Genomic DNA, 19507 nt, shown 5'->3' on the forward strand with positions numbered 1-19507 from the left:
ACTTAGGCCTTCTGGTGGGTATTGGCGTAGTCGATGGCGTTTTGCACCGTCGTGATCTTCTCTGCGTCTTCGTCAGGGATCTCGATGCCGAACTCGTCTTCCAGCGCCATCACCAGTTCCACCGTGTCCAGCGAGTCGGCACCCAGATCTGCCACGAAGGCTTTTTCGTTGGTGACTTGGGACTCTTCCACGCCGAGTTGTTCGGCAATGATTTTTTTGACACGTGCTTCGATATCGCTCATGGTTTCCCTCAGGGGGTTGTGAATGAATCCGCGATTCTAGCCGCTCCGGGTAAAGCCCCGTAGCAGCCCGCCGTACGGACAAAACGGCGTCAACTGACTTTAATTACATGTACATGCCGCCATTGACATGCAACTCTTGTCCCGTCACATAACCTGCACCAGCCGATGCAAGGTAAGCCACGGCATGGGCGATGTCACTGGGCTGCCCCAATTCGCCCATGGCGATCTGGGATTTCAGCGCTTTTTTCTGCTCTTCCGGCAGATCGGCAGTCATGTCGGTAGCAATAAAACCCGGAGCCACGCAGTTCACCGTGATACCGCGGCTGCCCAGTTCACGCGCCAACGCGCGGGTCATACCTGCCACACCAGCCTTCGCGGCCGCGTAGTTGGCCTGTCCGGGGTTGCCCGATGCGCCCACCACGCTCGTGATACTGATGATGCGCCCAAAGCGCTGTTTCATCATGGGCCGAATAGCCGCACGGCTGACGCGGAAAACGGCCTTGAGATTGGTGTCAAGCACGGCATCCCAGTCGTCGTCCTTCATGCGCATGGCCAGCGTGTCACGCGTGATGCCCGCGTTGTTCACCAGCACATGCAGGCCCCCATGCTCCTTGACGATGGCATCCACCAGCGTGTCCACTGCTGCGCCGTCGGTCACGTTCAGTTTGACGCCCTTGCCGCCGTAGGCCGCCAGGGCCTGGCCGATGCGCTGTGCGCCTTCATCCGTGGTGGCCGTACCAATCACGCGCAAGCCCCGCTGGGCGAGCTCGGCGGCAATGGCGGCTCCGATGCCGCGGGTGGCGCCGGTAACCAGCGCAATCTGGGGAGAGGCGGATTCACTCATGCCAGCAGTTCCTTGGTTTCGGCCAGCGTGGCCGGGTCAAACAGTGAGGCGCCGACCAGTTCGGGGTCGATGCGCTTGGTCATCCCGGCCAGCACCTTGCCGGGCCCGCATTCGATCACATGCGTCACGCCACGCGCCTTCAGCGCCTGCACACACTCCACCCAGCGCACCGGGCCGAAGGCCTGCCGATAGAGTGCATCGCGGATGGCATCTGCGTCTTGCTGCACCGCGACGTCCACATTGTTGACCACGGGAATGCGCGGAGCGCCCAATTCCAGTGCAGTAAGCGCGGCACGCAGTTTTTCAGCGGCGGGCTTCATCAGGCTGGAGTGGAAGGGCGCCGACACCGGCAGTGGCAGTGCGCGCTTTGCGCCCGCTGCCTTGAGCACTTCGCAGGCTTTCTCCACGCCCGCCCTGGTACCCGCAATCACGGTCTGAGCGGGATCGTTGAAATTCACGGCTTCCACCACATCGGTGGATCCAGCACCAAAGCTGGCCGTAGCCTCGGCGCAACCGGCGATCACCTTGGCTGACTCCAGTCCGAGGATGGCCGCCATGGCGCCAACCCCCACGGGCACGGCCTCCTGCATGGCAGCGGCACGCAGGCGCACCAGCGGGGCTGCCTGGGCCAGACTCAAAACACCCGAGGCCACCAACGCGGAGTATTCGCCCAGGGAGTGCCCGGCCACGGCAGCCGGCAGTGCCCCGCCCTCAGCGCACCACACGCGCCAAGCCGCAATCCCGGCCACCAGCATCACCGGCTGGGTGTTGGTGGTAAGGGCCAGCGCCTCCTTGGGCCCCGCATGAATCAACGCACCGACGTCTTCGCCGAGCGCCTCTGAAGCCTCGCGCAGCGTCTCGGCCACCACGGGATGGCCACCCCAAGCGTCCAGCATGCCCACCGACTGCGAGCCTTGGCCGGGGAACACAAATGCAAAAGTTTTCGACATGGTCAAACAGTTCAAGACAAAAGCGGCTCCAGCGCTTGCACAGCAAGCGCAAGCAGCTACATTTTCAGGAGCACCGCACCCCAGGTGAAGCCGCCGCCCACCCCTTCCAGCAGCACCGTCTGGCCCGGCTGGACTTGGCCATTGCGCACGCCATGGTCCAGTGCCAAGGGAATGGAGGCGGCCGACGTATTGCCGTGCTGATCCACCGTGACCACCACCTTGTCCATGGACAGCTTCAGCTTACGCGCCGTGCTCTGCATGATGCGAATGTTGGCCTGGTGGGGAATCAGCCAGTCGATATCGGCGTCGGTCATGCCCGCCTTGTCCAGCGTGGCCCGCGCCGCTTTCTCCAGCACGCCGACGGCCAGCTTGAAGACGGCCTGGCCATCCATCTTGAGCAAAGGGTCGCCCAGAATCTGGCCGCCGTAGACGTTGCCCGGCACGCAGAGGATGCCGACATGGCTGCCATCGGCATGCAGGTCGCTCGCAAGGATGCCGGGCGCTTCCGAGGCCTCCAGCACCACTGCGCCGGCGCCGTCGCCGAACAGCACACAGGTGGTGCGGTCGTTGAAATCCAGAATGCGGCTGAAGACCTCGGACCCCACGACCAGCGCACGGCGCGCTCCCCCGGAGCGGATCATGGCGTCGGCCACCGTGAGTGCATAGACGAAGCCGCTGCACACGGCCTGCACGTCGAAGGCGGGGCAGCCATTGGCACCCAGCTTGTTTTGCAGAATACAGGCGGTGGAGGGAAACACCATGTCCGGTGTGGAGGTGGCGACGATGATCAGGTCAAGATCTTGCGCCTGGCAACCGGCGGCCTCCAGCGCGCGGCGCGATGCCTCCAACGCCAGGTCGCTGCTGGTGACGTCCCGGTCGGCGAAATGGCGTGCGCGGATGCCCGTGCGCTCCACGATCCATTCATCGGAGGTCTCGATGCCCTGCTGCGCCAGCTGGGCCACCAGGTCATCATTGGTTACCCGGTGCGGCGGCAAATAGCTGCCGGTGCCGGTAATGCGTGAATAGCGTGTCATTGGGGGAGGCACGGCCGGTCAGGAAGCGGGCTGGGCGTCTGCGGCTGCCAGCAAAGGCGCCGCATGCGCAACCCGCGCGCGGACGCGGTCGAGCAGGTTGTTGCGGGCCGCATCATACGCCCGGATCAAAGCCTGCTCGAAAGCCAGCACGTCGGCCGAACCATGGCTCTTGAACACGAGCCCCCGCAGTCCGAGCAGGGCGGCACCGTTGTAACGTCGGTGATCCATGCGCCTCATGATGGCAGATAACACCGGATAAGCGACGATGGCAGCCATTTTTGTGAAAATGTTGCGCGAAAACTCCTGTTTGAGCGCTCCCGCAATCATCGATGCCACGCCCTCACTGGCCTTGAGTGCCACATTGCCAACGAAACCGTCACACACCACGATGTCCACAGTGCCCTTGAAGATGTCGTTGCCTTCCACATTACCGTGAAAGTTCAGGTCGCCGGATTTGGCCGCAGAACGCAGCAGTTCCCCGGCTTTTTTGATGACATCGTTGCCCTTGATGACCTCTTCGCCAATGTTCAGCAATCCTACGAGCGGTTCATCGCTGTCCTGCAGCACCGACACCAACGCAGATCCCATGACAGCGAATTGCAGCAAATGCTCGGCCGTGCAATCGACATTCGCCCCCAGGTCCAGCACGGTAGTGGCACCGCCTTGTGCATTGGGCATCTGGGTGGCGATGGCGGGGCGGTCGATGCCGTCCAGCGTCTTGAGCAGATAGCGCGCGATGGCCATCAGCGCGCCAGTGTTACCGGCGGAGATGGCCGCATGCGCCACGCCATCCTTGACTTGCTGGATGGCCACGCGCATGGAGGAGTCCTTCTTGCGACGCAGCGCGACCTCCACCGCATCGTCCATCGTGACCACCTCCGACGCCACGACATGCGTCACGCGCTCGTGTACCAGACCCTGCAGGCTGTCCTGCCCACCCACCAGAATCAGGCGTGCGTCAGGGTGATGCTCCAGGAACTGTCGGCACGCGGGAAGCGTGACGCTGGGGCCATGATCGCCCCCCATGCAGTCAACAGCCAGTGTGATCATCGGCAAATCGTCAAGCCGTCAGGCGGCCGTAAATAAATGGGCCATTTTGGCGCATGCCAAAACGACAAAGGCCCGCGCTACTTCTTTCGTAGCAGCGGGCCCGGAGGGTGCGCAGCCTGGATCAGGCTTCGGATTTGTTCTTCAGTACCTGACGGCCGCGGTAGAAGCCGTTGGGGCTGATGTGGTGGCGCATATGGGTTTCGCCGGTCGTGGGCTCCACGGCGATGCCAGGCACCGTCAGGGCATTGTGCGAACGGTGCATGCCGCGCTTGGAGGGAGACTTCTTGTTTTGCTGAACAGCCATGATCGGCTCCTAGGGTCTTGAAAGGGTTGGTGAAAAACGCGATCAGCCCATTGAAGACACGAGGGGATTCGCGCGAAGCCCTCGATTATATCTCAAATGGTTTTTGATCGAAACCGCCGAACGGGCCGTTTCTCAGGCGTCCGGATTGTCCTTGCGAAGCCCTGCCAGGGCTGCGAACGGATTGGGCTTGTCGGCACTGGCCTGCTCGAAGTCCTCGTCGCTGGAGGCCAGCGTGACATCTGTCGGGCATTCCTCATGGCGCGGCACCACCGGCAGGGCCATGAGCAGTTCGTCTTCGATCAGCTCGCGCAGATCGAACTCGCGGCTCAATGCCAGCAGATCCTCATCGCTGTCGCCATCCAGTGCCTCAGCGGTGGCTTCATCGGCCACGAAGCGGAATTCGCGCTCTACCTCTAGGGGCACGTCCACGGAATGCAGGCAGCGCTGGCAGGTCATCGGCAAGGTGGCGCTGGCTTTCAGGCGCAGCCAGACCTGGCCGCCCACGCCGTGCGTGGTGCGCACTTCGCCGTCCGCCGCCCAATCCACGCGCAGATCCGGGTGCAGCCCCTGCGCCTCCTCGGCCAGACGCTTGTATTTGAGCAGCGTGTCATGACCGGACAGGTGAGCGCCGGCCTGTGCAAAAGCCTTGACGTCCAGCCGGTCGGGGGAGTGTTCCTTGGTCATGCTGGGCAGTGTAAGAGAATCCAGGCATGCCGGATTTCTCCCCCCTGCCCCGCTCCCTGATATTGGCATCGACCTCGCGCTACCGGCGCGAACTCCTGGCCCGACTGGGCCTGCCCTTCGACGTGGCTGCCCCCGCGGTGGACGAGACACCGCGGCCGGACGAAGCCCCGCGCGCGCTGGCACTGCGCCTGGCGCTGGCCAAGGCGCGCGCCGTGGCCGGCCCGCATCCGCGGGCCATCGTGATCGGCTCCGACCAAGTGGCAGACCTGGACGGCGAGCCGCTGGGCAAGCCCGGCGACCACGAACGCGCCACCGTCCAGTTGCGCCGCATGCGCGGCAAGACCGTGGTGTTCCACACCGCCGTGGCGGTGGTCTGCCAGGACTGCGGCTTCGAGCAGGTGGACCTGGCGCCGGTGCGGGTGCGCTTTCGTGACCTTTCGGACGAGGAGATCGAGCGCTATCTGCGCGCCGAGCAGCCGTACGATTGCGCCGGAAGCGCCAAGAGCGAGGGCCTGGGCATCGCGTTACTCGACGCGATCGACAGCGACGACCCCACCGCCCTGATCGGGCTGCCCTTGATACGCACCTGCCGCATGCTGCGCGCCGCGGGGCTGGTGCTGCCATGAGCGAAAGCACTGCAACGGTTGGCCCGACCCCGGGTCGGGGCATCCTGTATCTGGTGCCAGCGCCGCTGGACTTCGGCTGCGAGAGCCAGGCACCCCTGACCGAAGCCCTACCGGAGGGCACGTTGCGCCAGGCCGCACGCCTCACCCATTGGATTTGCGAGAACGCCAAGAGCTGCCGCGCCTACCTCAAGCGCGTGGACGCGCTGCACCCGCTGGGGGCGCCGCTGCAGGCGCAGCAGATCACCGAACTGCCGCGCGAAGTGCACAAGAAGGGCGACCACGGCGCCCGGGGCCATGCATCGTTCGACGCACGTCCGCTGCTGGCGCCGGCATTGGCAGGGCACGACATGGGCCTGGTCAGCGAGGCGGGCATGCCCGCCGTCGCCGACCCCGGCAGCTCCGTGGTGCGCGCGGCGCATGACCTGGGGCTGCGCGTGGTACCGCTGGTGGGACCGGTGTCGCTATTGCTGGCACTGGCAGCCAGCGGACTCAACGGCCAGAACTTCGCCTTCGTGGGCTATCTGCCGCAGGACGCAGGCGAGCGCACCAAACGCCTGCGCGAGCTGGAAACTCTGGCCCACAAGCAGGGCCAGACACAGCTTTTCATCGAGACGCCTTACCGCAACGCCGCACTGTGGCAGGCGCTGCTGCAGGGACTGCAGCCGCAGACCCGGCTGGCGCGCGCAAGCGGCCTGACGCTGGCCGATGCGCAAGTTGCCAGCCACACGGTGCGCGAATGGCGCCACCACACCGCCGGCACGCCGGACAACCGCGTACCCACGGTCTTCGCCATCGGTGCGTAGGCCGCACGTACGGCCCCGGTTAATTCAAAAATAATAGCTTGCAGCGCTTGATAGATAAGCGCTGGAGCCTGATTTAACCCAATATCAGCGCAGCTGCGGCAACTGCAGCGCAGCCAGGCCCTTCACGGCGCCCATGCCTACCGCGGCGCCAAACTTCTTGGCCAGGCGCTCGGCCACGTTGTCGCGGCGGGTGTAGTCGATCACGTCTTCGGCCTTGACCACCTCGCGCGCCACGTAGTCCAGGTTGCCCAGTTGGTCGGCCAGTCCCATCTCCACCGCCTGCTGGCCCGTCCAGAACAGGCCGCTGAAGGTTTCAGGCGTGACCTTGAGCCGGTCGCCCCGCCCCTGCTTCACCACGCCGATGAACTGCTGGTGGATCTGGTCGAGCATGGCCTGGGCGTATGCGCGCTGGGTTTCGGTCTGGGGGCTGAACGGATCGAGAAACCCCTTGTTCTCACCGGCGGTGAGCAGGCGGCGCTCCACCCCCAGCTTTTCCATGGCGCCGGTGAAGCCGAAGCCGTCCATCAGCACGCCGATGCTGCCCACGATGCTGGCCTTGTCCACGAAGATGCCGTCCGCCGCCGCGGCGATGTAGTAGGCCGCCGAGGCACAGGTTTCCTCGACCACGGCATAGACGGGCTTGTTGTACTTGGCCTTCAGGCGCACGATCTCGTCGTTGATGATGCCCGCCTGCACCGGACTGCCGCCCGGCGAGTTGATGAGCAGCACCACGGCCTGCGAACCCGAATCCTCGAATGCGCTGCGCATGGCGGCTACGACAAATTCGGCGCTGGCCTCGGCGCCCGCGGCGATCTCGCCCTTCACGTCCACCACGGCCGTATGCGGCGTGCTCTTGCTGGTGGCGGTCATTTCGCGCGAAAGCGCGGCCCAGATCACCGCGCCCGCCAACAGGACCCACGCCAGGCGCCAGAAGTTGCGCCAGCGGCGCGCCGCGCGCTGCTCGGCCAGGGTGCCGAGCACCAGCTTCTCCAGCGTCTCGCGCTCCCAGCCGGGGGCGGCTGCGGCCTTGCTCGCTTCATTTTTTGTAGCTTGTTGCGCCCACAGGTCGGGCGCCGCGGGCGGATTTCCCTCGAATCCCGTGGGTTCGGTGCGGGTGGGATCGGTCATGGAGTCAAAACTCTACGGTGTGCAGATGGAGGGCAGTATGCCAGCGCACCCTGCCCCCTTCCTCGGACAAGGCGATCTTCACCAGCCCGCCGCGACACGGACCGCCAGCGCAGGCTCCCGTGTCGGGCTGGTAGGCCGCGCCATGCGTGGCACACAGCAGCCAGCGGCCGGTGTCGTCGAAAAACTGACCTTCCTGGTAGTCCATCTCCATCGGTACATGGGTACAGCGGTTCAGGTAGGCGTGCACGCGGCCCTGATAGCGGATGGCGAAAGCGCGGCAGATCTGGCCGCAGTAGCGCACGTCGAACGCCACGGCGCGGCCGCCATCCACCAGTGCCTCGCTGGGGCAGAGGTCGATGCGTTGCTCCACCGGAGTCGCCATTACGCGTGCTCCTGCAGCCAACGGTGCAGATCGGCCACGGACGAAGCCACGCACAGCGGCCCCAGTTCGGCAAAGCCCGCCGTGTCGTGCGCGCCATAGCCCACGCCCACGCTGGCACAGCCCGCGGCGCGGGCCATTGCGAGGTCGTGCGTGGTGTCGCCGATCATCAGCAGGCGCTCGGGCTCCACGCCGAACTCGGCCATCAGCTCCTGCAGCATCAGCGGGTGCGGTTTGCCGGCGGTTTCGTCCGCGGTGCGCGAACCGTCGAACATGCCGCGCAACTGCACCTGGTGCAGCACCTGGTCCAGGCCGCGTCGGCTCTTGCCCGTGGCTACGGCCAGCAGGTGGCCGCGGGTGCGCAGGCCCTCCAGCATGGGCAGCACGCCGTCGAACAGGCTCAGGTCGTCCTGGTGCTGCAGGTAGTGGTAGCGGTAGCGGTTGCCCAACTCCGTATAGCGCTCGCGCGGCACGTCGGGGGCCGCATGGGCCAGGGCCTGCGGAAGCGCCATGCCGATCACCCAGGCGGCGGCTTCATCCGTAGGCACGGTGCCGCCCACATCGCGCACCGCATCCTGAATGCTGCGCACGATGATGGCGGTGGAGTCAAACAGCGTGCCATCCCAGTCGAAGGCAATGAGATCGAATCGGCGCGGGCGGAAATCAGGCATGTGCAGGGTCGTCGGAAAGGAAAGCGGTCAGTTCGGGCGGCAATTCGGCGCGCAATTCCAGGCGCTCACCGCTGGCCGGGTGGTCAAACTGTAGCCGCCATGCGTGAAGGAACATGCGTTTCAAGCCTTGCTTCTGCAGGCGCCGGTTCAAGTCGAAGTCGCCGTACTTGTCGTCGCCCGCGATCGGGTGGCCCTGGGAGGACAGGTGCACGCGGATCTGGTGCGTGCGCCCGGTCTTGATGGTCACCTCCAGCAGGCTCATCGCCGGCAGGCCCTGCAAGGGGCGCGGAGCGAGCTGGCTGCGCACCTTGACCAGGGTGACGGAGCGCATGCCGTCCGGGTCGTCGGGCGTGGTCACGCGCACGCGGCGCTCGCCATCCTCCTGCAGGTATTTGTGCAGCGGCGTGTCGATGACCTTCTTGTTGGCGGGCCAGTGGCCGGTGACCAGCGCCAGATAGGTCTTGCCCGTCTCGCGCCCGCGGAACTGGTCCTGCAGATGTGTGAGCGCCGAGCGCTTCTTGGCCACCAGCAAAATGCCCGAGGTCTCCCGGTCCAGCCGGTGCACCAGTTCCAGGAAGCGCGCCTGCGGGCGCGCCTGGCGCAACTGTTCGATCACGCCAAAGCTCACGCCGCTGCCGCCGTGCACGGCCGTGCCGGCGGGCTTGTCGATGGCGATCAGGTGCTCGTCTTCCAGCAGGATGGGGAATTCGCGCGCGGGCGCGGGGCGCTCCGCCTTGTCCAGCACCTTGTCGGACACGCGCACGGGGGGCAGACGCACCAGGTCGCCCGGTGCCACGCGCGCGTCGGCGCTGGTGCGCCCCTTGTTCAGGCGGACCTCGCCGCTGCGGATGATGCGGTAGACGTGGGTCTTGGGCACGCCCTTCAGGTGGCGGATGAGGAAATTGTCGAGCCGCTGGCCCGCGGATTCGGCGTCGACCTCGACGATGCGGGCCGCTGGGGCTTCTGGCGGGGTGCGGCCTGCGGCCGGTTTGCCCCCTATAATGTGTTTCACCTGCGCGACGAATGTGTAAGTGGTTGATTTGTCTGGAGTTTAATGGACCCAGCCCGGCTCGGCGCGCAGCATGGTTGATGCCAACGGGCGTCATGCGCGCAGATTGCAGGCCGGTTGCCTGCGAAGGTCCGCATGCCGGCCGTGCAGGCTGACAAATCGAAACACTGAATCTACGGAATCCCAAGTTGGCCGCTCACCCCACCCGGGCACTGCGGCCAGCGGATCAAAGCGAAAATCATGTGGGTGTTGCTGGCATGGATGGTGTCATTGTGGCGAGGGCGTCAGCCTTTGCCACGTGCACGCAAATCGCCACCAACACCTGCCGGTCAAGCGCCAACAGCTACATTTTTAGTAGCACGCCTGCGCGCTGACCGGCTCGCCCCCATCCACGCGCCACCACCCCGCCTGCTGAGTTAGCCAACCCAGCAGTCGTGGTGCATCCCGGCAATTCCCTCGTTTCGATGCGTCAGTCCAGGCATTTCCGGCTCGTGTAGAGCCTGTTTGGTTTGGAACCGGCGGTACGCGCCGCTGCAGCCCTGAGAGAGCGCTGCGCGCGGGCCGCCACGACACAACGAAAAGGAATTGCATCATGAAGCGGATGCTCATCAATGCCACGCAGCCCGAGGAGCGGCGCCTGGCCATCGTGGACGGCCAGAAGCTGCTGGACTACGAGATCGAGATCGAAGGGCGCGAGCAGCGCAAGGGCAACATCTACAAAGCCGTCGTCACGCGCGTGGAACCGTCGCTGGAGGCCTGCTTCGTTGACTATGGCGAAGACCGCCACGGCTTCCTGCCGTTCAAGGAAATCTCCAAACAGTATTTCGCCGAGGGCGTATCACCCAGCCAGGCCAGGATCCAGGACGTGATCAAGGAAGGCCAGGAGCTGATCGTTCAGGTCGAGAAGGAAGAGCGCGGCAACAAGGGCGCGGCCCTGACCACCTTCATCAGCCTGGCCGGCCGCTATGTGGTGCTGATGCCCAACAACCCACGCGGCGGGGGCGTGTCGCGCCGCATCGAGGGCGAGGACCGCGCCGAGCTCAAGGAGGCGATGGACCAGCTGGAGTACCCCAAGGGCATGAGCATCATCGCGCGCACCGCCGGCATCGGCCGTTCCGCGCCCGAGTTGCAATGGGACCTGAACTACCTGCTCAAGCTGTGGACCGCCATCGATGGCGCCGCCAAGGCCGGCAAGGGCGCCTTCCTCATCTACCAGGAATCCAGCCTGGTGATCCGCGCCATCCGCGACTACTTCAACAGCGACATCGGTGACATCCTCATCGACACCGACGACATCTACGAGCAGGCGCACCAGTTCATGGCGCACGTCATGCCCGAGCATGCCGGCAAGGTCAAGCGCTACCGCGACGACGCACCGCTGTTCTCGCGCTTCCAGATCGAGCACCAGATCGAATCTGCCTACGCGCGCACCGTGACCCTGCCCTCGGGCGGCGCCATCGTGATCGACCACACCGAGGCTCTGGTCAGCGTGGACGTGAACTCGGCACGCGCCATCAAGGGCGGCGACATCGAGGAAACCGCCACGCGCACCAACCTGGAGGCCGCCGACGAGGTGGCGCGCCAGATGCGCCTGCGCGACCTGGGCGGCCTGATCGTGATCGACTTCATCGACATGGAGGAGAGCAAGAACCGCCGCGAAGTGGAAAACCGCCTGCGCGACGCGCTGCGCCAGGACCGCGCCCGCGTGCAGTTCGGCACCATCAGCAAGTTCGGCCTCATGGAGATGAGCCGCCAGCGCCTGAAGCCGTCGCTGTCCGAAGGCGCGCATATCCGTTGCCCGCTGTGCGACGGCACCGGCCACGTGCGCGACACGGAAGGCTTCTCGCTGCAGATGCTGCGCATGATCCAGGAAGAGTCCATGAAGGACAGCACCGCCGCCGTGCACTGCCAGGTGCCGGTGGAGGTGGCCAGCTTCCTGCTGAACGAAAAGCGCACCGAGATCGCCAAGATCGAACTCAAGCAACGCGTCTCCGTGGTGCTGATCCCCAACAAGTCGCTGGAAACGCCGCACTACAAGCTGGAGCGCCTCAAGCACGACGACCCGCGTCTGGAAAACCTGGACGCCAGCTACAAGCTGGCCGACGTGGAGGAAGACCAGACCAAGGTCACGCGCCGCTCGCAGGAGCCTACCAACAAGCAGACGCCCGTGATCAAGGGCGTGTTGCCCGATGCACCCGCCCCTGTGGCCGAGCCGCGCCCCGAAGGCGCCGCCCGCGGCGCCACGCGCCCGCAGGGCCACGGCCAGCAGCGCCCGGCAACAGCCCCCACGCCTGCGCCCCAGCGCCCGGCCGCCGCACCGGCGCCCGAGCAGGGCTTCTTCGCATGGATCAAGAGCCTGTTCGGCTTTGGCGCCGCACCCGCGCCCGCACCTGTGGCGGCCCCCGCGCAGACGCCCGCGGAACCCGGCGCACGCGGCGAAGGGCGTCGCGGTGAGCGCGGCGGTCGCCGTGGCGAACGCACTGGTGAACGCAGCGGCGAGCGTGGCGGTGAGCGCAATGGCAACCGCGAAGGCGGCGAAGGCCGCGGCCGCCGTAGCGAAGGCCGTGGCGGCGAGCGCAGCGCCGAGGGCCGCGAGAACCGCGAACCGCGTGAGCCACGCAATGGCCGCGACGGCGAACGCCGTGGCGATCGCGCGGAAGGTGAGAGCCGCCGCGAGCCGCGCGACGGCCGTGGCGGCCGCGAGCGCGGTGAGCGCAACGCACAGCCGCCCGTGCAGTCTGCGGCCGATCTGGCCAACACCCCGGTCACGACCGATGCCGACGTGGCAGTGACCGAGGAGCGCACGGCACGCACCGGCGAGCGCGGTGAACGCCGCGAACGGGGTGAACGAGGCGAGCGCCGTGAGCGCGGTGGCGAACGCGGCGGCGAGCGCCGCGAACGCGGCCCGCGCACCATCGACGCCAACGCCCCCGCCGCTGGCGCCGACTTTGCCGACACTGCGCCCCTGGCCGCATTGCCGGACCTGGACCTGTCCGGCGCTGAAGTCGGTACGTCCGGCGCCGAGGCCCCCGCCGGCGAGGAGCGCCGCGAGCGCCGTTCGCGCGACCGCTATGGACGCGACCGCCGCGAACGTGGCGAGCGCGGCCCGCGCAATGCCGAGGCCAGCGCCACCGGTGCCGATGCCGAAGCGCCTGCCGCGCCGCTGATGGACCTGGACCTCCCCGCTCCCGCTGCGCCGGCCGAGGAAGACTCCGCCCCCGCGCGCCGCAGCTATTTCGCCTCCGCTCCGGCATCTGCCCCGGCGGCAGCGCCGCAGGCCGCGCCCGAAGCCACGGCCGCAGTGACGCCACTCCCGGCCGCCGTGCCAGCCCCCGCACCGGCGCCCGCGCCCGTTGCAGCGGCACCTGTGCCCGCACCGGCTCCGGCTGCCGCTGCGGTGGCGCCGGCAACCGGTGGCATGCCGCGCGTGCAGGCATTCACGCTGCCCGTGGACACGCTGCAGCAGGTGGCGCAGGCTTCGGGCCTGCAATGGGTGAATTCCGACGCCCAGAAGATCGCCGCCGCGCAGGCCGCGATTGCGGCCGAGCCCAAGCCCGTCCACGTGCCGCGCGAGCGTGCGCCCGTGGTGGTGCTGGATGAAGGTCCGCTGGTGCTGGTGGAAACCCGCCGCGACCTGGGCGCGATGCAGCTGCCGTTCGACCAGGGCAACGCGGCCGCCTAAGCCCGCGCCATGGCAGAACACCGGGGGCATCATGCCCCCGGTGGCGTTTTACGCTATCGATAAATGAGCTGCTGGCGCTTGATGGATAAGCCTTAGAGGCATATTCAGCTGATAGCCACGGCAGCTCGCACATTGGGAGTAATGACCGTGCTGTTCCTGCTGTCGCCCGCCAAGTCGCTGGACTACGACACCCCCCTGCCCGCCGGCCTGCCGCACACGCTGCCCGCGTTCGTGCCCGACGCACAGCGCCTGATCGCGGTGCTGCGCGAGAAGTCGCCGCAGGAAGTGGCCGCGCTGATGTCGATCAGCGACCCGCTGGCCGCCCTCAACGTGGCGCGCTATGCGGCCTGGCAGCCGCGCTTCACGGCCACCAACGCGCGCCAGGCGGTGATGGCCTTCAACGGCGACGTGTACGAAGGGCTGCAGGCACAGTCGCTCTCCCTCGAAGACCTGCAGTGGGCGCAGCAGCATGTCGCCATCCTGAGCGGCCTGTACGGTGTGCTGCGGCCGCTGGACCGCATGCAGCCCTACCGCCTGGAGATGGGCACGCGCCTGGCGACCGATGCCGGCGCCAACCTCTACCAGTTCTGGGGCGCGCGCATCGCCGAACACCTGAACCAGCGCCTGGCCGCGGACGCCACGCCGGTGGTGGTCAACCTGGCTTCGCAGGAGTACTTCAAGTCCGTGGACCGCAAGGTGCTCAAGGCGCGCGTGATCGAATGCGTGTTCGAGGACCACAAGGCCGGCCAGTACAAGATCATCAGCTTCTACGCCAAGCGCGCGCGCGGCCTGATGGCGCGCTGGGCCATTCAGCAGCGCGCGGCCACCCCGCGGCGGCTGGAGGAATTCGACCTGGAAGGCTATGCTTTCCACCCGGCCTCGTCCCAGCCCGACCGGCTCGTGTTCCGCCGCCACGCCGCCGGCAGCTAGACAGGTTCCCCTCCTTTCCTGGACGCCCCCCATGAACCACGCCGTCGAAACCGCGCACTACCCCGCCACCCAAGCCGTCGACCAGCCCTTCGAGGCCACCGTGCGCGAAGGCTGGGGCGTGTGGATCACGTTCATGCGCGAAGAATTCCTGAAAGCCACCTTCACGCGGCGCGCCGACGCGGAGGCGTTTGCCGCCCAGCACACGCATGGCGGCCAGCGGGGCCAGGTGCGGCGCATGTGGCTGCTGGTGAACGAGACGGCCGGCGAGGCTTATGCGCTCGCGTCCGACGGCGTGCAGCCGCTGCAGGGTGTAGACCTGGACTTTCGCCACCACCAGCGCCTGCAGACGCTGCGCAGCGACGTGCTGTCGCGCTTGAGCGATGCCGAACTGCAGGTGCTGGGCCTTAAGCGCACCTGAAACCCTGCCCCAACGAAAGCCCATGCCCGATCACAGCTTCGCCTCCTCCCAGTCCGTTACGCCCGAGCTGCGCCAGTGGATCCTCGACCAGTCCGGCGCCGGCATCACCACGCCCGCACTGATCGAGGCCATGCGCAACGCGGGCTGGGCCGATAGCGTTGCCGTGCGCGCGGTGGAGGAGGTACTGCGCGCGCATCTGGACGGCGCGGTGCAGCCGCAAGGCCTGCCGCCCGCCGTGCCGGTGCCCGAGCCCGACATCGCCGACGCGCCGCTCTTCATCGACGTGGGCGACCGCCAGGTCGAGGTGCTGATGTCGATGGCCAACCCGCGCGTGGTGCTGTTCGGCAACCTGCTGTCGCCCGAGGAATGCCAGGCCATCATCGATGCCGCACAGCCACGCATGGCACGCTCGCTCACCGTGCAGACCACCACCGGCGGCGAAGAGGTGAACGCGGACCGCACCAGCGACGGCATGTTCTTTCAGCGCGGCGAGACGCCCGTGGTGCAGCGGCTGGAAGAGCGCATCGCCCGCCTGGTGCGCTGGCCCATCCAGAACGGCGAAGGCCTGCAGGTGCTGCACTACCGCCCCGGCGCGGAGTACAAGCCGCACTACGACTACTTCGACCCCGACCAGCCCGGCACCTCCACCATCGTGCGCCGCGGCGGCCAGCGCGTGGCAACGCTGGTGATCTACCTGAACAACCCGCGCAAGGGCGGCGGCACCACCTTCCCCGACGTGCCCCTGGAAGTGGCGCCGCGCCAGGGCAATGCGGTGTTCTTCAGCTACGAACGGCCCCACCCCAGCACGCGCACGCTGCACGGCGGCGCCTCGGTGATCGAGGGCGAGAAGTGGATCGCCACCAAATGGCTGCGCGAACGGGAATTCAAATGAAATGGGCCGCTAGCGCTTATTCGACAAGCGCCAGCAGCTATCCAATCCATAGCACACAATGAACACCCCGGAACACTCCCAGCTCGGCAAGGCCTCGGCCTATGCCGACCAGTACGACGCGTCGCTGCTGTTTCCCATCCCGCGCGCGGACAAGCGCGCCGAGATCGGCATCGACGGCAACGCCCCCTTCTTCGGCGCGGACCTGTGGACGGCGTTCGAGCTGTCGTGGCTCAACCTGCGCGGCAAGCCGCAGGTGGCCATCGCCCACATCACCGTTCCCTGCGAGACGCCCCACATCGTCGAGAGCAAGTCGTTCAAGCTGTACCTGAACAGCTTCAACAACACCCGCTTTGGCGATGCCAGCGAGGTGCAGGCCCGCCTGCGTGCCGACATCAGCGAGGCCGTGTGGCGCGGCGCGCCCCACCCCGCCACGGTGGGGGTCAAGCTGATTGCACCCGAGCTGTTTGACCAGGAGCCCGTGCACGAGCTGGACGGCCTGAGCCTGGACCGTCTGGACGTGGAATGCACGCGCTACCAACCCGCGCCCGATCTGCTGACGGCCACATTCAACGAAGCGCCCGTGACCGAGACCCTCACCAGCAACCTGCTCAAGAGCAACTGCCTGGTGACCGGTCAGCCCGACTGGGGCAGCGTGCAGATCAGCTACAGCGGCCCACAGATCAACCAGGAAGGCCTGCTGCAGTACCTGGTGAGCTTTCGCAACCACAACGAGTTCCATGAGCAGTGCGTGGAGCGCATCTTCATGGACCTGTGGACGCGCTGCAAGCCCATCAAACTGAAGGTGTATGCGCGCTATACGCGCCGCGGGGGGCTGGACATCAACCCCTGGCGCACCAGCCACCCGCAGACGATGCCGAAGAACGTCCGCACCGCGCGTCAGTAAGTTCAGCGCACGCGGAACACTTCCAACGTGCGCCCGAGCACGGCAGCACTGTCACTCATGACGCGGGATGCTGCGGCCGATTGCTCCGCCAAGGCTGCGTTCTGCTGGGTGTCCCGATCGAGCAAGGTGACGGCCTCGTTGACCTGTGAGATGCCCTCTGCCTGCTCGCGCGCTGCGACACCCATCTGGCCCATCAGGGTATTGACGTGCGCCACCGACTGCACCAAGTGTTCGATGGTTTTGCTGGCCGACTGCATCAGGCCCGCACCGCGGCCGATGTTGCTGGCCGACTCGTTGATGAGCGCCTGGATTTCCTTGGCCGCCTCGGACGAGCGCTGCGCCAGGCTGCGCACCTCCCCCGCCACCACAGCAAAGCCACGCCCCTGCTCACCCGCACGCGCGGCCTCGACGGCTGCATTGAGCGCCAGGATGTTGGTCTGAAAGGCGATGCCCTCGATGGTCGAGATGATCTGCCCCATCTTGCGTGAAGACTGCTCGATGGCACCAAACACCTGGCTAACCTGAGCCACCGCCTGCCCGCCCTGGGACGCCAGTTCGGCACTTTGGTGGCTTTCACGCACCACCATCTGGGCGGCCTCGCTGGAGTTTTCCACCGTGGCAGAGAGTTGCTCCATGGCCGCGGCAGATTCTTCCAGGCTGCTGGCCTGGGATTCGGCATGGCCGGACAAATCCAGCGCGCTCTGGGCCATCTCGACCGACACCGCACTGAACTTTTCCATCTCCTCCATCGCATCGCCCACCACGGCGCGGATGTTGAGCTGCAGGCGCTGCACGCGCGCCATGACCTTGCCCAGCACATGGGTCATGGGCAAGGTGGGCTCACGGTGCGTCAGATCACCGCTGGCCATGCCGTTGAGCAGCCTGCGCAGGCTGCGGATGGGCAGCGTCATGCTCACGTGGTAACGCGCCAGCACCAGGCCCGCTACGACCAACCAGGCGAGGGTTTGCAAGGCCACGGCCATGCCGTCATTCCAGCCCATCCAGCCCGGCACCAGGGACACCAGCATGAGTGGCAGCATCATGGCCGTCAGCCGCAGCGTGGGGCCCGAGCGATAGGCCCTGCGAACGTTGTCCCACACACTGGTGCTGCGCACGCCCCCGGCGTGCATCCGGATGGTCTGGCGCCCAGACTCGCGCTCCTGCTTGACGCGCACATACAAGGCCTCGGCCGCCTGGACTTGCTCGCGCGTGGGCTTGGTGCGCACCGAAATGTAACCCACCGGCTTGCCCTCGCGCATGATGGGCGTGACATGGGCCTGCACCCAATAAAAGTCGCCGTTCTTGCGTCGGTTCTTCACAAAGCCCGTCCAACTGCGCCCGCGTCCGATGGTGGCCCACATGTCCTTGAAGGCCTCAGGGGGCATGTCCGGGTGGCGGATCATGTTGTGCGGCTGGCCCATGAGTTCTTCCATGGCGAAGCCACTCACACGGGCAAAGGGCGCGTTGCAGTGCGTCAGCACCCCCTTGGTATCTGTGGTCGACATCAGCAGTTCGTCGGCCGGAAAATCGTATTCGTTCTTGGTGACGGGAAGGTTGACGCGCATAGATAAAGCCGATGAAAGATTCCGCGTTGAAACAGTGCAGACCATTGTGCCCCTCTTCTGACACAAATATTTACACAATACCCCTGATTGTCAGAAAAGCCCCACAGTGGCGCCTTGCTTGCGCGCCGGCGGCATGCTGTCGGCGCTGTGCGGCGCCACCGGCACCAGGGATGCCACGCGCACCCCCAGCAGGCGCAGGCGCCGGTCCAGCGGCACGCGCTTGAGGCACAGGCCGGCCACGCGGCGGATGGTGGCAGCGTCTTGCGTGGGCTCGGCGATGGTCTGGTCGCGCGTGACGCCGCGAAAGTCGTCGTAGCGCAGCTTGATGCCGATGGTGCGTGCCACATAGCCCTTGCGCTGCAGGTCCTCGGCTACGCGCATGCACAGGTCGGTAAAGATCGCGCCCAACTCGGCCCGATCGCGCACCGCATGCAGGTCGCGGTCAAAGGTGGTCTCGCGGCTCATGCTCACGGGCTCGCTCTCGGTCACCACCGGGCTGTCATCGCGGCCCCAAGCCACGCGGTGCATCCAGGCGCCGGTGGACTTACCAAAGTGGCCCATCAGCCATTGCTCATCCTGCGCGGCCAGCTGCCCGATGGTCTCGATGCCCAGCCGCGCCAGCTTCTCGCCGGCCTTGGGGCCAATGCCATTGATCTTGCGCACGTTCAAGGGCCAGATCTTGCTCTGCAGGTCTTCCTCGTAAACGATGGAGATGCCGTTGGGCTTGTTGAACTCGCTGGCCATCTTGGCCAGCAGCCGGTTCGGAGCCACACCGATGGAGCAAGTCAGCCCCGTCTTTTCAAAAATGCTCTTCTGGATGAGCCGCGCCAGCACCCGCCCGCCTTCGCGCTGGCCGCCGGGCACATCGGTGAAGTCGATGTAAACCTCGTCCACCCCCCGGTCCTGCATCACGGGCGCGATCTCGGTGATGGCGTTCTTGAACATGCGCGAATACTTGCGCACCTCTTCAAAATCCACCGGCAGCACAATCGCCTGCGGGCACAGCTTGGCCGCTTTCATCATGCCCATGGCCGAGCCCACCCCAAACTGCCGCGCCGCATAGGTGGCGGTGGTGATCACGCCGCGGCCCGCGTATTCCTTCAGCAGCGGAAACGCCGCCACCGGGATATCCCCCGGCCGCCCGGCGTAGGCAGCGGCCAGCGCTTCGTCCTGCGGACGGCGGCCGCCGCCGATCACCACGGGCAGCCCCTTGAGCTGCGGGTAACGCAGCAGTTCGACGGAGGCGTAGAACGCATCCATGTCGAGGTGGGCGATGCGGCGATCAGAGGCAGTAGCGGTCACGGCCGCAATTGTCGCGCGCTGCGCGAGTCGTGCCGCCTAGGAAACTGGCGCGCCCCCCGGCGTGGGCCACCGCGCAAGGGCCGCCCCGCC

The 19507-nt window shown here is 66.5% G+C and carries 20 protein-coding genes; 7 read left to right on the forward strand and 13 right to left on the reverse strand.

Going from position 1 to position 19507, the window contains the following annotated elements:
• Positions 1-2: 2 nt before the first annotated feature.
• The 7 genes from acpP to DTPSY_RS13210 all read right to left on the reverse strand — a co-directional run bounded on the left by acpP (position 3) and on the right by DTPSY_RS13210 (position 5108).
• A complete protein-coding gene (gene acpP / locus DTPSY_RS13180) occupies positions 3-242 on the reverse strand; it encodes an acyl carrier protein (protein ID WP_003058049.1) in 240 nt (79 codons plus the stop codon).
• A gap of 103 nt (positions 243-345) precedes the next feature.
• Positions 346-1086, reverse strand: coding sequence for a 3-oxoacyl-ACP reductase FabG (fabG, locus tag DTPSY_RS13185; RefSeq protein WP_015913978.1), 741 nt, complete (start codon positions 1084-1086; stop codon positions 346-348).
• Positions 1083-2036 (reverse strand): ACP S-malonyltransferase, encoded by a 954-nt coding sequence (gene fabD / locus DTPSY_RS13190; RefSeq protein WP_015913979.1) that lies wholly within the window; start codon positions 2034-2036, stop codon positions 1083-1085. The genes fabG and fabD overlap by 4 nt, the downstream gene beginning before the upstream one ends.
• A 56-nt stretch (positions 2037-2092) precedes the next feature.
• Positions 2093-3070, reverse strand: coding sequence for a beta-ketoacyl-ACP synthase III (locus DTPSY_RS13195; protein WP_011806400.1), 978 nt, complete (start codon positions 3068-3070; stop codon positions 2093-2095).
• Positions 3071-3088: 18 nt separating this feature from the next.
• Positions 3089-4120, reverse strand: a complete 1032-nt coding sequence (gene plsX / locus DTPSY_RS13200; protein ID WP_015913980.1) for a phosphate acyltransferase PlsX — start codon at positions 4118-4120, stop codon at positions 3089-3091.
• Between the two features lie 121 nt (positions 4121-4241).
• Positions 4242-4424, reverse strand: a complete 183-nt coding sequence (rpmF, locus tag DTPSY_RS13205) for a 50S ribosomal protein L32 (RefSeq protein WP_011806402.1) — start codon at positions 4422-4424, stop codon at positions 4242-4244.
• 132 nt (positions 4425-4556) lie between these two features.
• Positions 4557-5108: a YceD family protein gene (locus DTPSY_RS13210; RefSeq protein WP_015913981.1), complete on the reverse strand. Its 552-nt coding sequence runs from the start codon at positions 5106-5108 to the stop codon at positions 4557-4559.
• Between the two features lie 26 nt (positions 5109-5134).
• Here DTPSY_RS13210 and DTPSY_RS13215 point away from each other — a divergent pair, with 26 nt between their 5' ends.
• Both DTPSY_RS13215 and DTPSY_RS13220 read left to right on the forward strand, forming a co-directional pair.
• On the forward strand, positions 5135-5734 hold the full coding sequence (locus tag DTPSY_RS13215) for a Maf family nucleotide pyrophosphatase (RefSeq protein WP_011806404.1): 600 nt from the start codon (positions 5135-5137) through the stop codon (positions 5732-5734).
• Entirely contained in the window at positions 5731-6537 is an 807-nt protein-coding gene (locus tag DTPSY_RS13220; RefSeq protein WP_015913982.1) for an SAM-dependent methyltransferase, read from the forward strand. The genes DTPSY_RS13215 and DTPSY_RS13220 overlap by 4 nt, the downstream gene beginning before the upstream one ends.
• Before the next feature lie 84 nt (positions 6538-6621).
• Here DTPSY_RS13220 and DTPSY_RS13225 read toward each other — a convergent pair whose 3' ends face one another.
• Genes DTPSY_RS13225 through DTPSY_RS13240 form a run of 4 tightly spaced genes read right to left on the reverse strand, consistent with a single transcriptional unit; the run spans position 6622 to position 9727 of the window.
• On the reverse strand, positions 6622-7665 hold the full coding sequence (locus DTPSY_RS13225) for a S49 family peptidase (protein WP_015913983.1): 1044 nt from the start codon (positions 7663-7665) through the stop codon (positions 6622-6624).
• A gap of 4 nt (positions 7666-7669) precedes the next feature.
• Positions 7670-8047, reverse strand: coding sequence for a Rieske (2Fe-2S) protein (locus DTPSY_RS13230; protein WP_011806407.1), 378 nt, complete (start codon positions 8045-8047; stop codon positions 7670-7672).
• Positions 8047-8715: an HAD family hydrolase gene (locus DTPSY_RS13235; RefSeq protein ID WP_015913984.1), complete on the reverse strand. Its 669-nt coding sequence runs from the start codon at positions 8713-8715 to the stop codon at positions 8047-8049. Before DTPSY_RS13235 ends, DTPSY_RS13230 begins: the two co-directional genes overlap by 1 nt.
• Positions 8708-9727 (reverse strand): RluA family pseudouridine synthase, encoded by a 1020-nt coding sequence (locus DTPSY_RS13240; RefSeq protein WP_015913985.1) that lies wholly within the window; start codon positions 9725-9727, stop codon positions 8708-8710. Before DTPSY_RS13240 ends, DTPSY_RS13235 begins: the two co-directional genes overlap by 8 nt.
• 589 nt (positions 9728-10316) lie before the next feature.
• On the opposite strand from DTPSY_RS13240, the gene DTPSY_RS13245 reads away from it, so the two are divergent.
• From DTPSY_RS13245 to queF, 5 genes are all read left to right on the forward strand, one after another.
• Positions 10317-13406, forward strand: coding sequence for an Rne/Rng family ribonuclease (locus DTPSY_RS13245; RefSeq protein ID WP_015913986.1), 3090 nt, complete (start codon positions 10317-10319; stop codon positions 13404-13406).
• Positions 13407-13553: 147 nt separating this feature from the next.
• Complete coding sequence (yaaA, locus tag DTPSY_RS13250) at positions 13554-14336, forward strand: peroxide stress protein YaaA (RefSeq protein WP_187148624.1); 783 nt, start codon at positions 13554-13556, stop codon at positions 14334-14336.
• Between the two features lie 31 nt (positions 14337-14367).
• Entirely contained in the window at positions 14368-14754 is a 387-nt protein-coding gene (locus DTPSY_RS13255) for a hypothetical protein (protein ID WP_011806411.1), read from the forward strand.
• Between the two features lie 22 nt (positions 14755-14776).
• Positions 14777-15646, forward strand: a complete 870-nt coding sequence (locus DTPSY_RS13260) for a 2OG-Fe(II) oxygenase (RefSeq protein ID WP_015913988.1) — start codon at positions 14777-14779, stop codon at positions 15644-15646.
• A 58-nt stretch (positions 15647-15704) separates the two neighbouring features.
• On the forward strand, positions 15705-16550 hold the full coding sequence (queF, locus tag DTPSY_RS13265; protein ID WP_015913989.1) for an NADPH-dependent 7-cyano-7-deazaguanine reductase QueF: 846 nt from the start codon (positions 15705-15707) through the stop codon (positions 16548-16550).
• A gap of 2 nt (positions 16551-16552) precedes the next feature.
• On the opposite strand, the gene DTPSY_RS13270 is transcribed toward queF, so the two are convergent.
• Both DTPSY_RS13270 and DTPSY_RS13275 read right to left on the reverse strand, forming a co-directional pair.
• A complete protein-coding gene (locus tag DTPSY_RS13270) occupies positions 16553-18115 on the reverse strand; it encodes a methyl-accepting chemotaxis protein (RefSeq protein WP_015913990.1) in 1563 nt (520 codons plus the stop codon).
• 90 nt (positions 18116-18205) lie between these two features.
• On the reverse strand, positions 18206-19375 hold the full coding sequence (locus tag DTPSY_RS13275; protein ID WP_094766849.1) for a Y-family DNA polymerase: 1170 nt from the start codon (positions 19373-19375) through the stop codon (positions 18206-18208).
• Positions 19376-19507 lie beyond the last annotated feature (132 nt).

It is taken from the genome of [Acidovorax] ebreus TPSY (genome assembly GCF_000022305.1).
GTDB lineage: Bacteria > Pseudomonadota > Gammaproteobacteria > Burkholderiales > Burkholderiaceae_C > Diaphorobacter > Diaphorobacter nitroreducens.

Excerpts from the sequence above, each read along its gene's own strand:
- fabD (WP_015913979.1), bottom strand. The coding sequence starts at position 2,036 with ATGTCGAAAACTTTTGCATTTGTGTTCCCCGGCCAAGGCTCGCAGTCG.
- DTPSY_RS13260 (WP_015913988.1), top strand. The coding sequence starts at position 14,777 with ATGCCCGATCACAGCTTCGCCTCCTCCCAGTCCGTTACGCCCGAGCTG.
- DTPSY_RS13210 (WP_015913981.1), bottom strand. The coding sequence starts at position 5,108 with ATGACCAAGGAACACTCCCCCGACCGGCTGGACGTCAAGGCTTTTGCA.
- DTPSY_RS13230 (WP_011806407.1), bottom strand. The coding sequence starts at position 8,047 with ATGGCGACTCCGGTGGAGCAACGCATCGACCTCTGCCCCAGCGAGGCA.
- DTPSY_RS13255 (WP_011806411.1), top strand. The coding sequence starts at position 14,368 with ATGAACCACGCCGTCGAAACCGCGCACTACCCCGCCACCCAAGCCGTC.
- acpP (WP_003058049.1), bottom strand. The coding sequence starts at position 242 with ATGAGCGATATCGAAGCACGTGTCAAAAAAATCATTGCCGAACAACTC.
- DTPSY_RS13235 (WP_015913984.1), bottom strand. The coding sequence starts at position 8,715 with ATGCCTGATTTCCGCCCGCGCCGATTCGATCTCATTGCCTTCGACTGG.
- DTPSY_RS13270 (WP_015913990.1), bottom strand. The coding sequence starts at position 18,115 with ATGCGCGTCAACCTTCCCGTCACCAAGAACGAATACGATTTTCCGGCC.
- plsX (WP_015913980.1), bottom strand. The coding sequence starts at position 4,120 with ATGATCACACTGGCTGTTGACTGCATGGGGGGCGATCATGGCCCCAGC.
- queF (WP_015913989.1), top strand. The coding sequence starts at position 15,705 with ATGAACACCCCGGAACACTCCCAGCTCGGCAAGGCCTCGGCCTATGCC.
- DTPSY_RS13245 (WP_015913986.1), top strand. The coding sequence starts at position 10,317 with ATGAAGCGGATGCTCATCAATGCCACGCAGCCCGAGGAGCGGCGCCTG.
- DTPSY_RS13225 (WP_015913983.1), bottom strand. The coding sequence starts at position 7,665 with ATGACCGATCCCACCCGCACCGAACCCACGGGATTCGAGGGAAATCCG.
- fabG (WP_015913978.1), bottom strand. The coding sequence starts at position 1,086 with ATGAGTGAATCCGCCTCTCCCCAGATTGCGCTGGTTACCGGCGCCACC.
- DTPSY_RS13215 (WP_011806404.1), top strand. The coding sequence starts at position 5,135 with ATGCCGGATTTCTCCCCCCTGCCCCGCTCCCTGATATTGGCATCGACC.
- DTPSY_RS13195 (WP_011806400.1), bottom strand. The coding sequence starts at position 3,070 with ATGACACGCTATTCACGCATTACCGGCACCGGCAGCTATTTGCCGCCG.
- DTPSY_RS13275 (WP_094766849.1), bottom strand. The coding sequence starts at position 19,375 with ATGGATGCGTTCTACGCCTCCGTCGAACTGCTGCGTTACCCGCAGCTC.
- DTPSY_RS13220 (WP_015913982.1), top strand. The coding sequence starts at position 5,731 with ATGAGCGAAAGCACTGCAACGGTTGGCCCGACCCCGGGTCGGGGCATC.
- rpmF (WP_011806402.1), bottom strand. The coding sequence starts at position 4,424 with ATGGCTGTTCAGCAAAACAAGAAGTCTCCCTCCAAGCGCGGCATGCAC.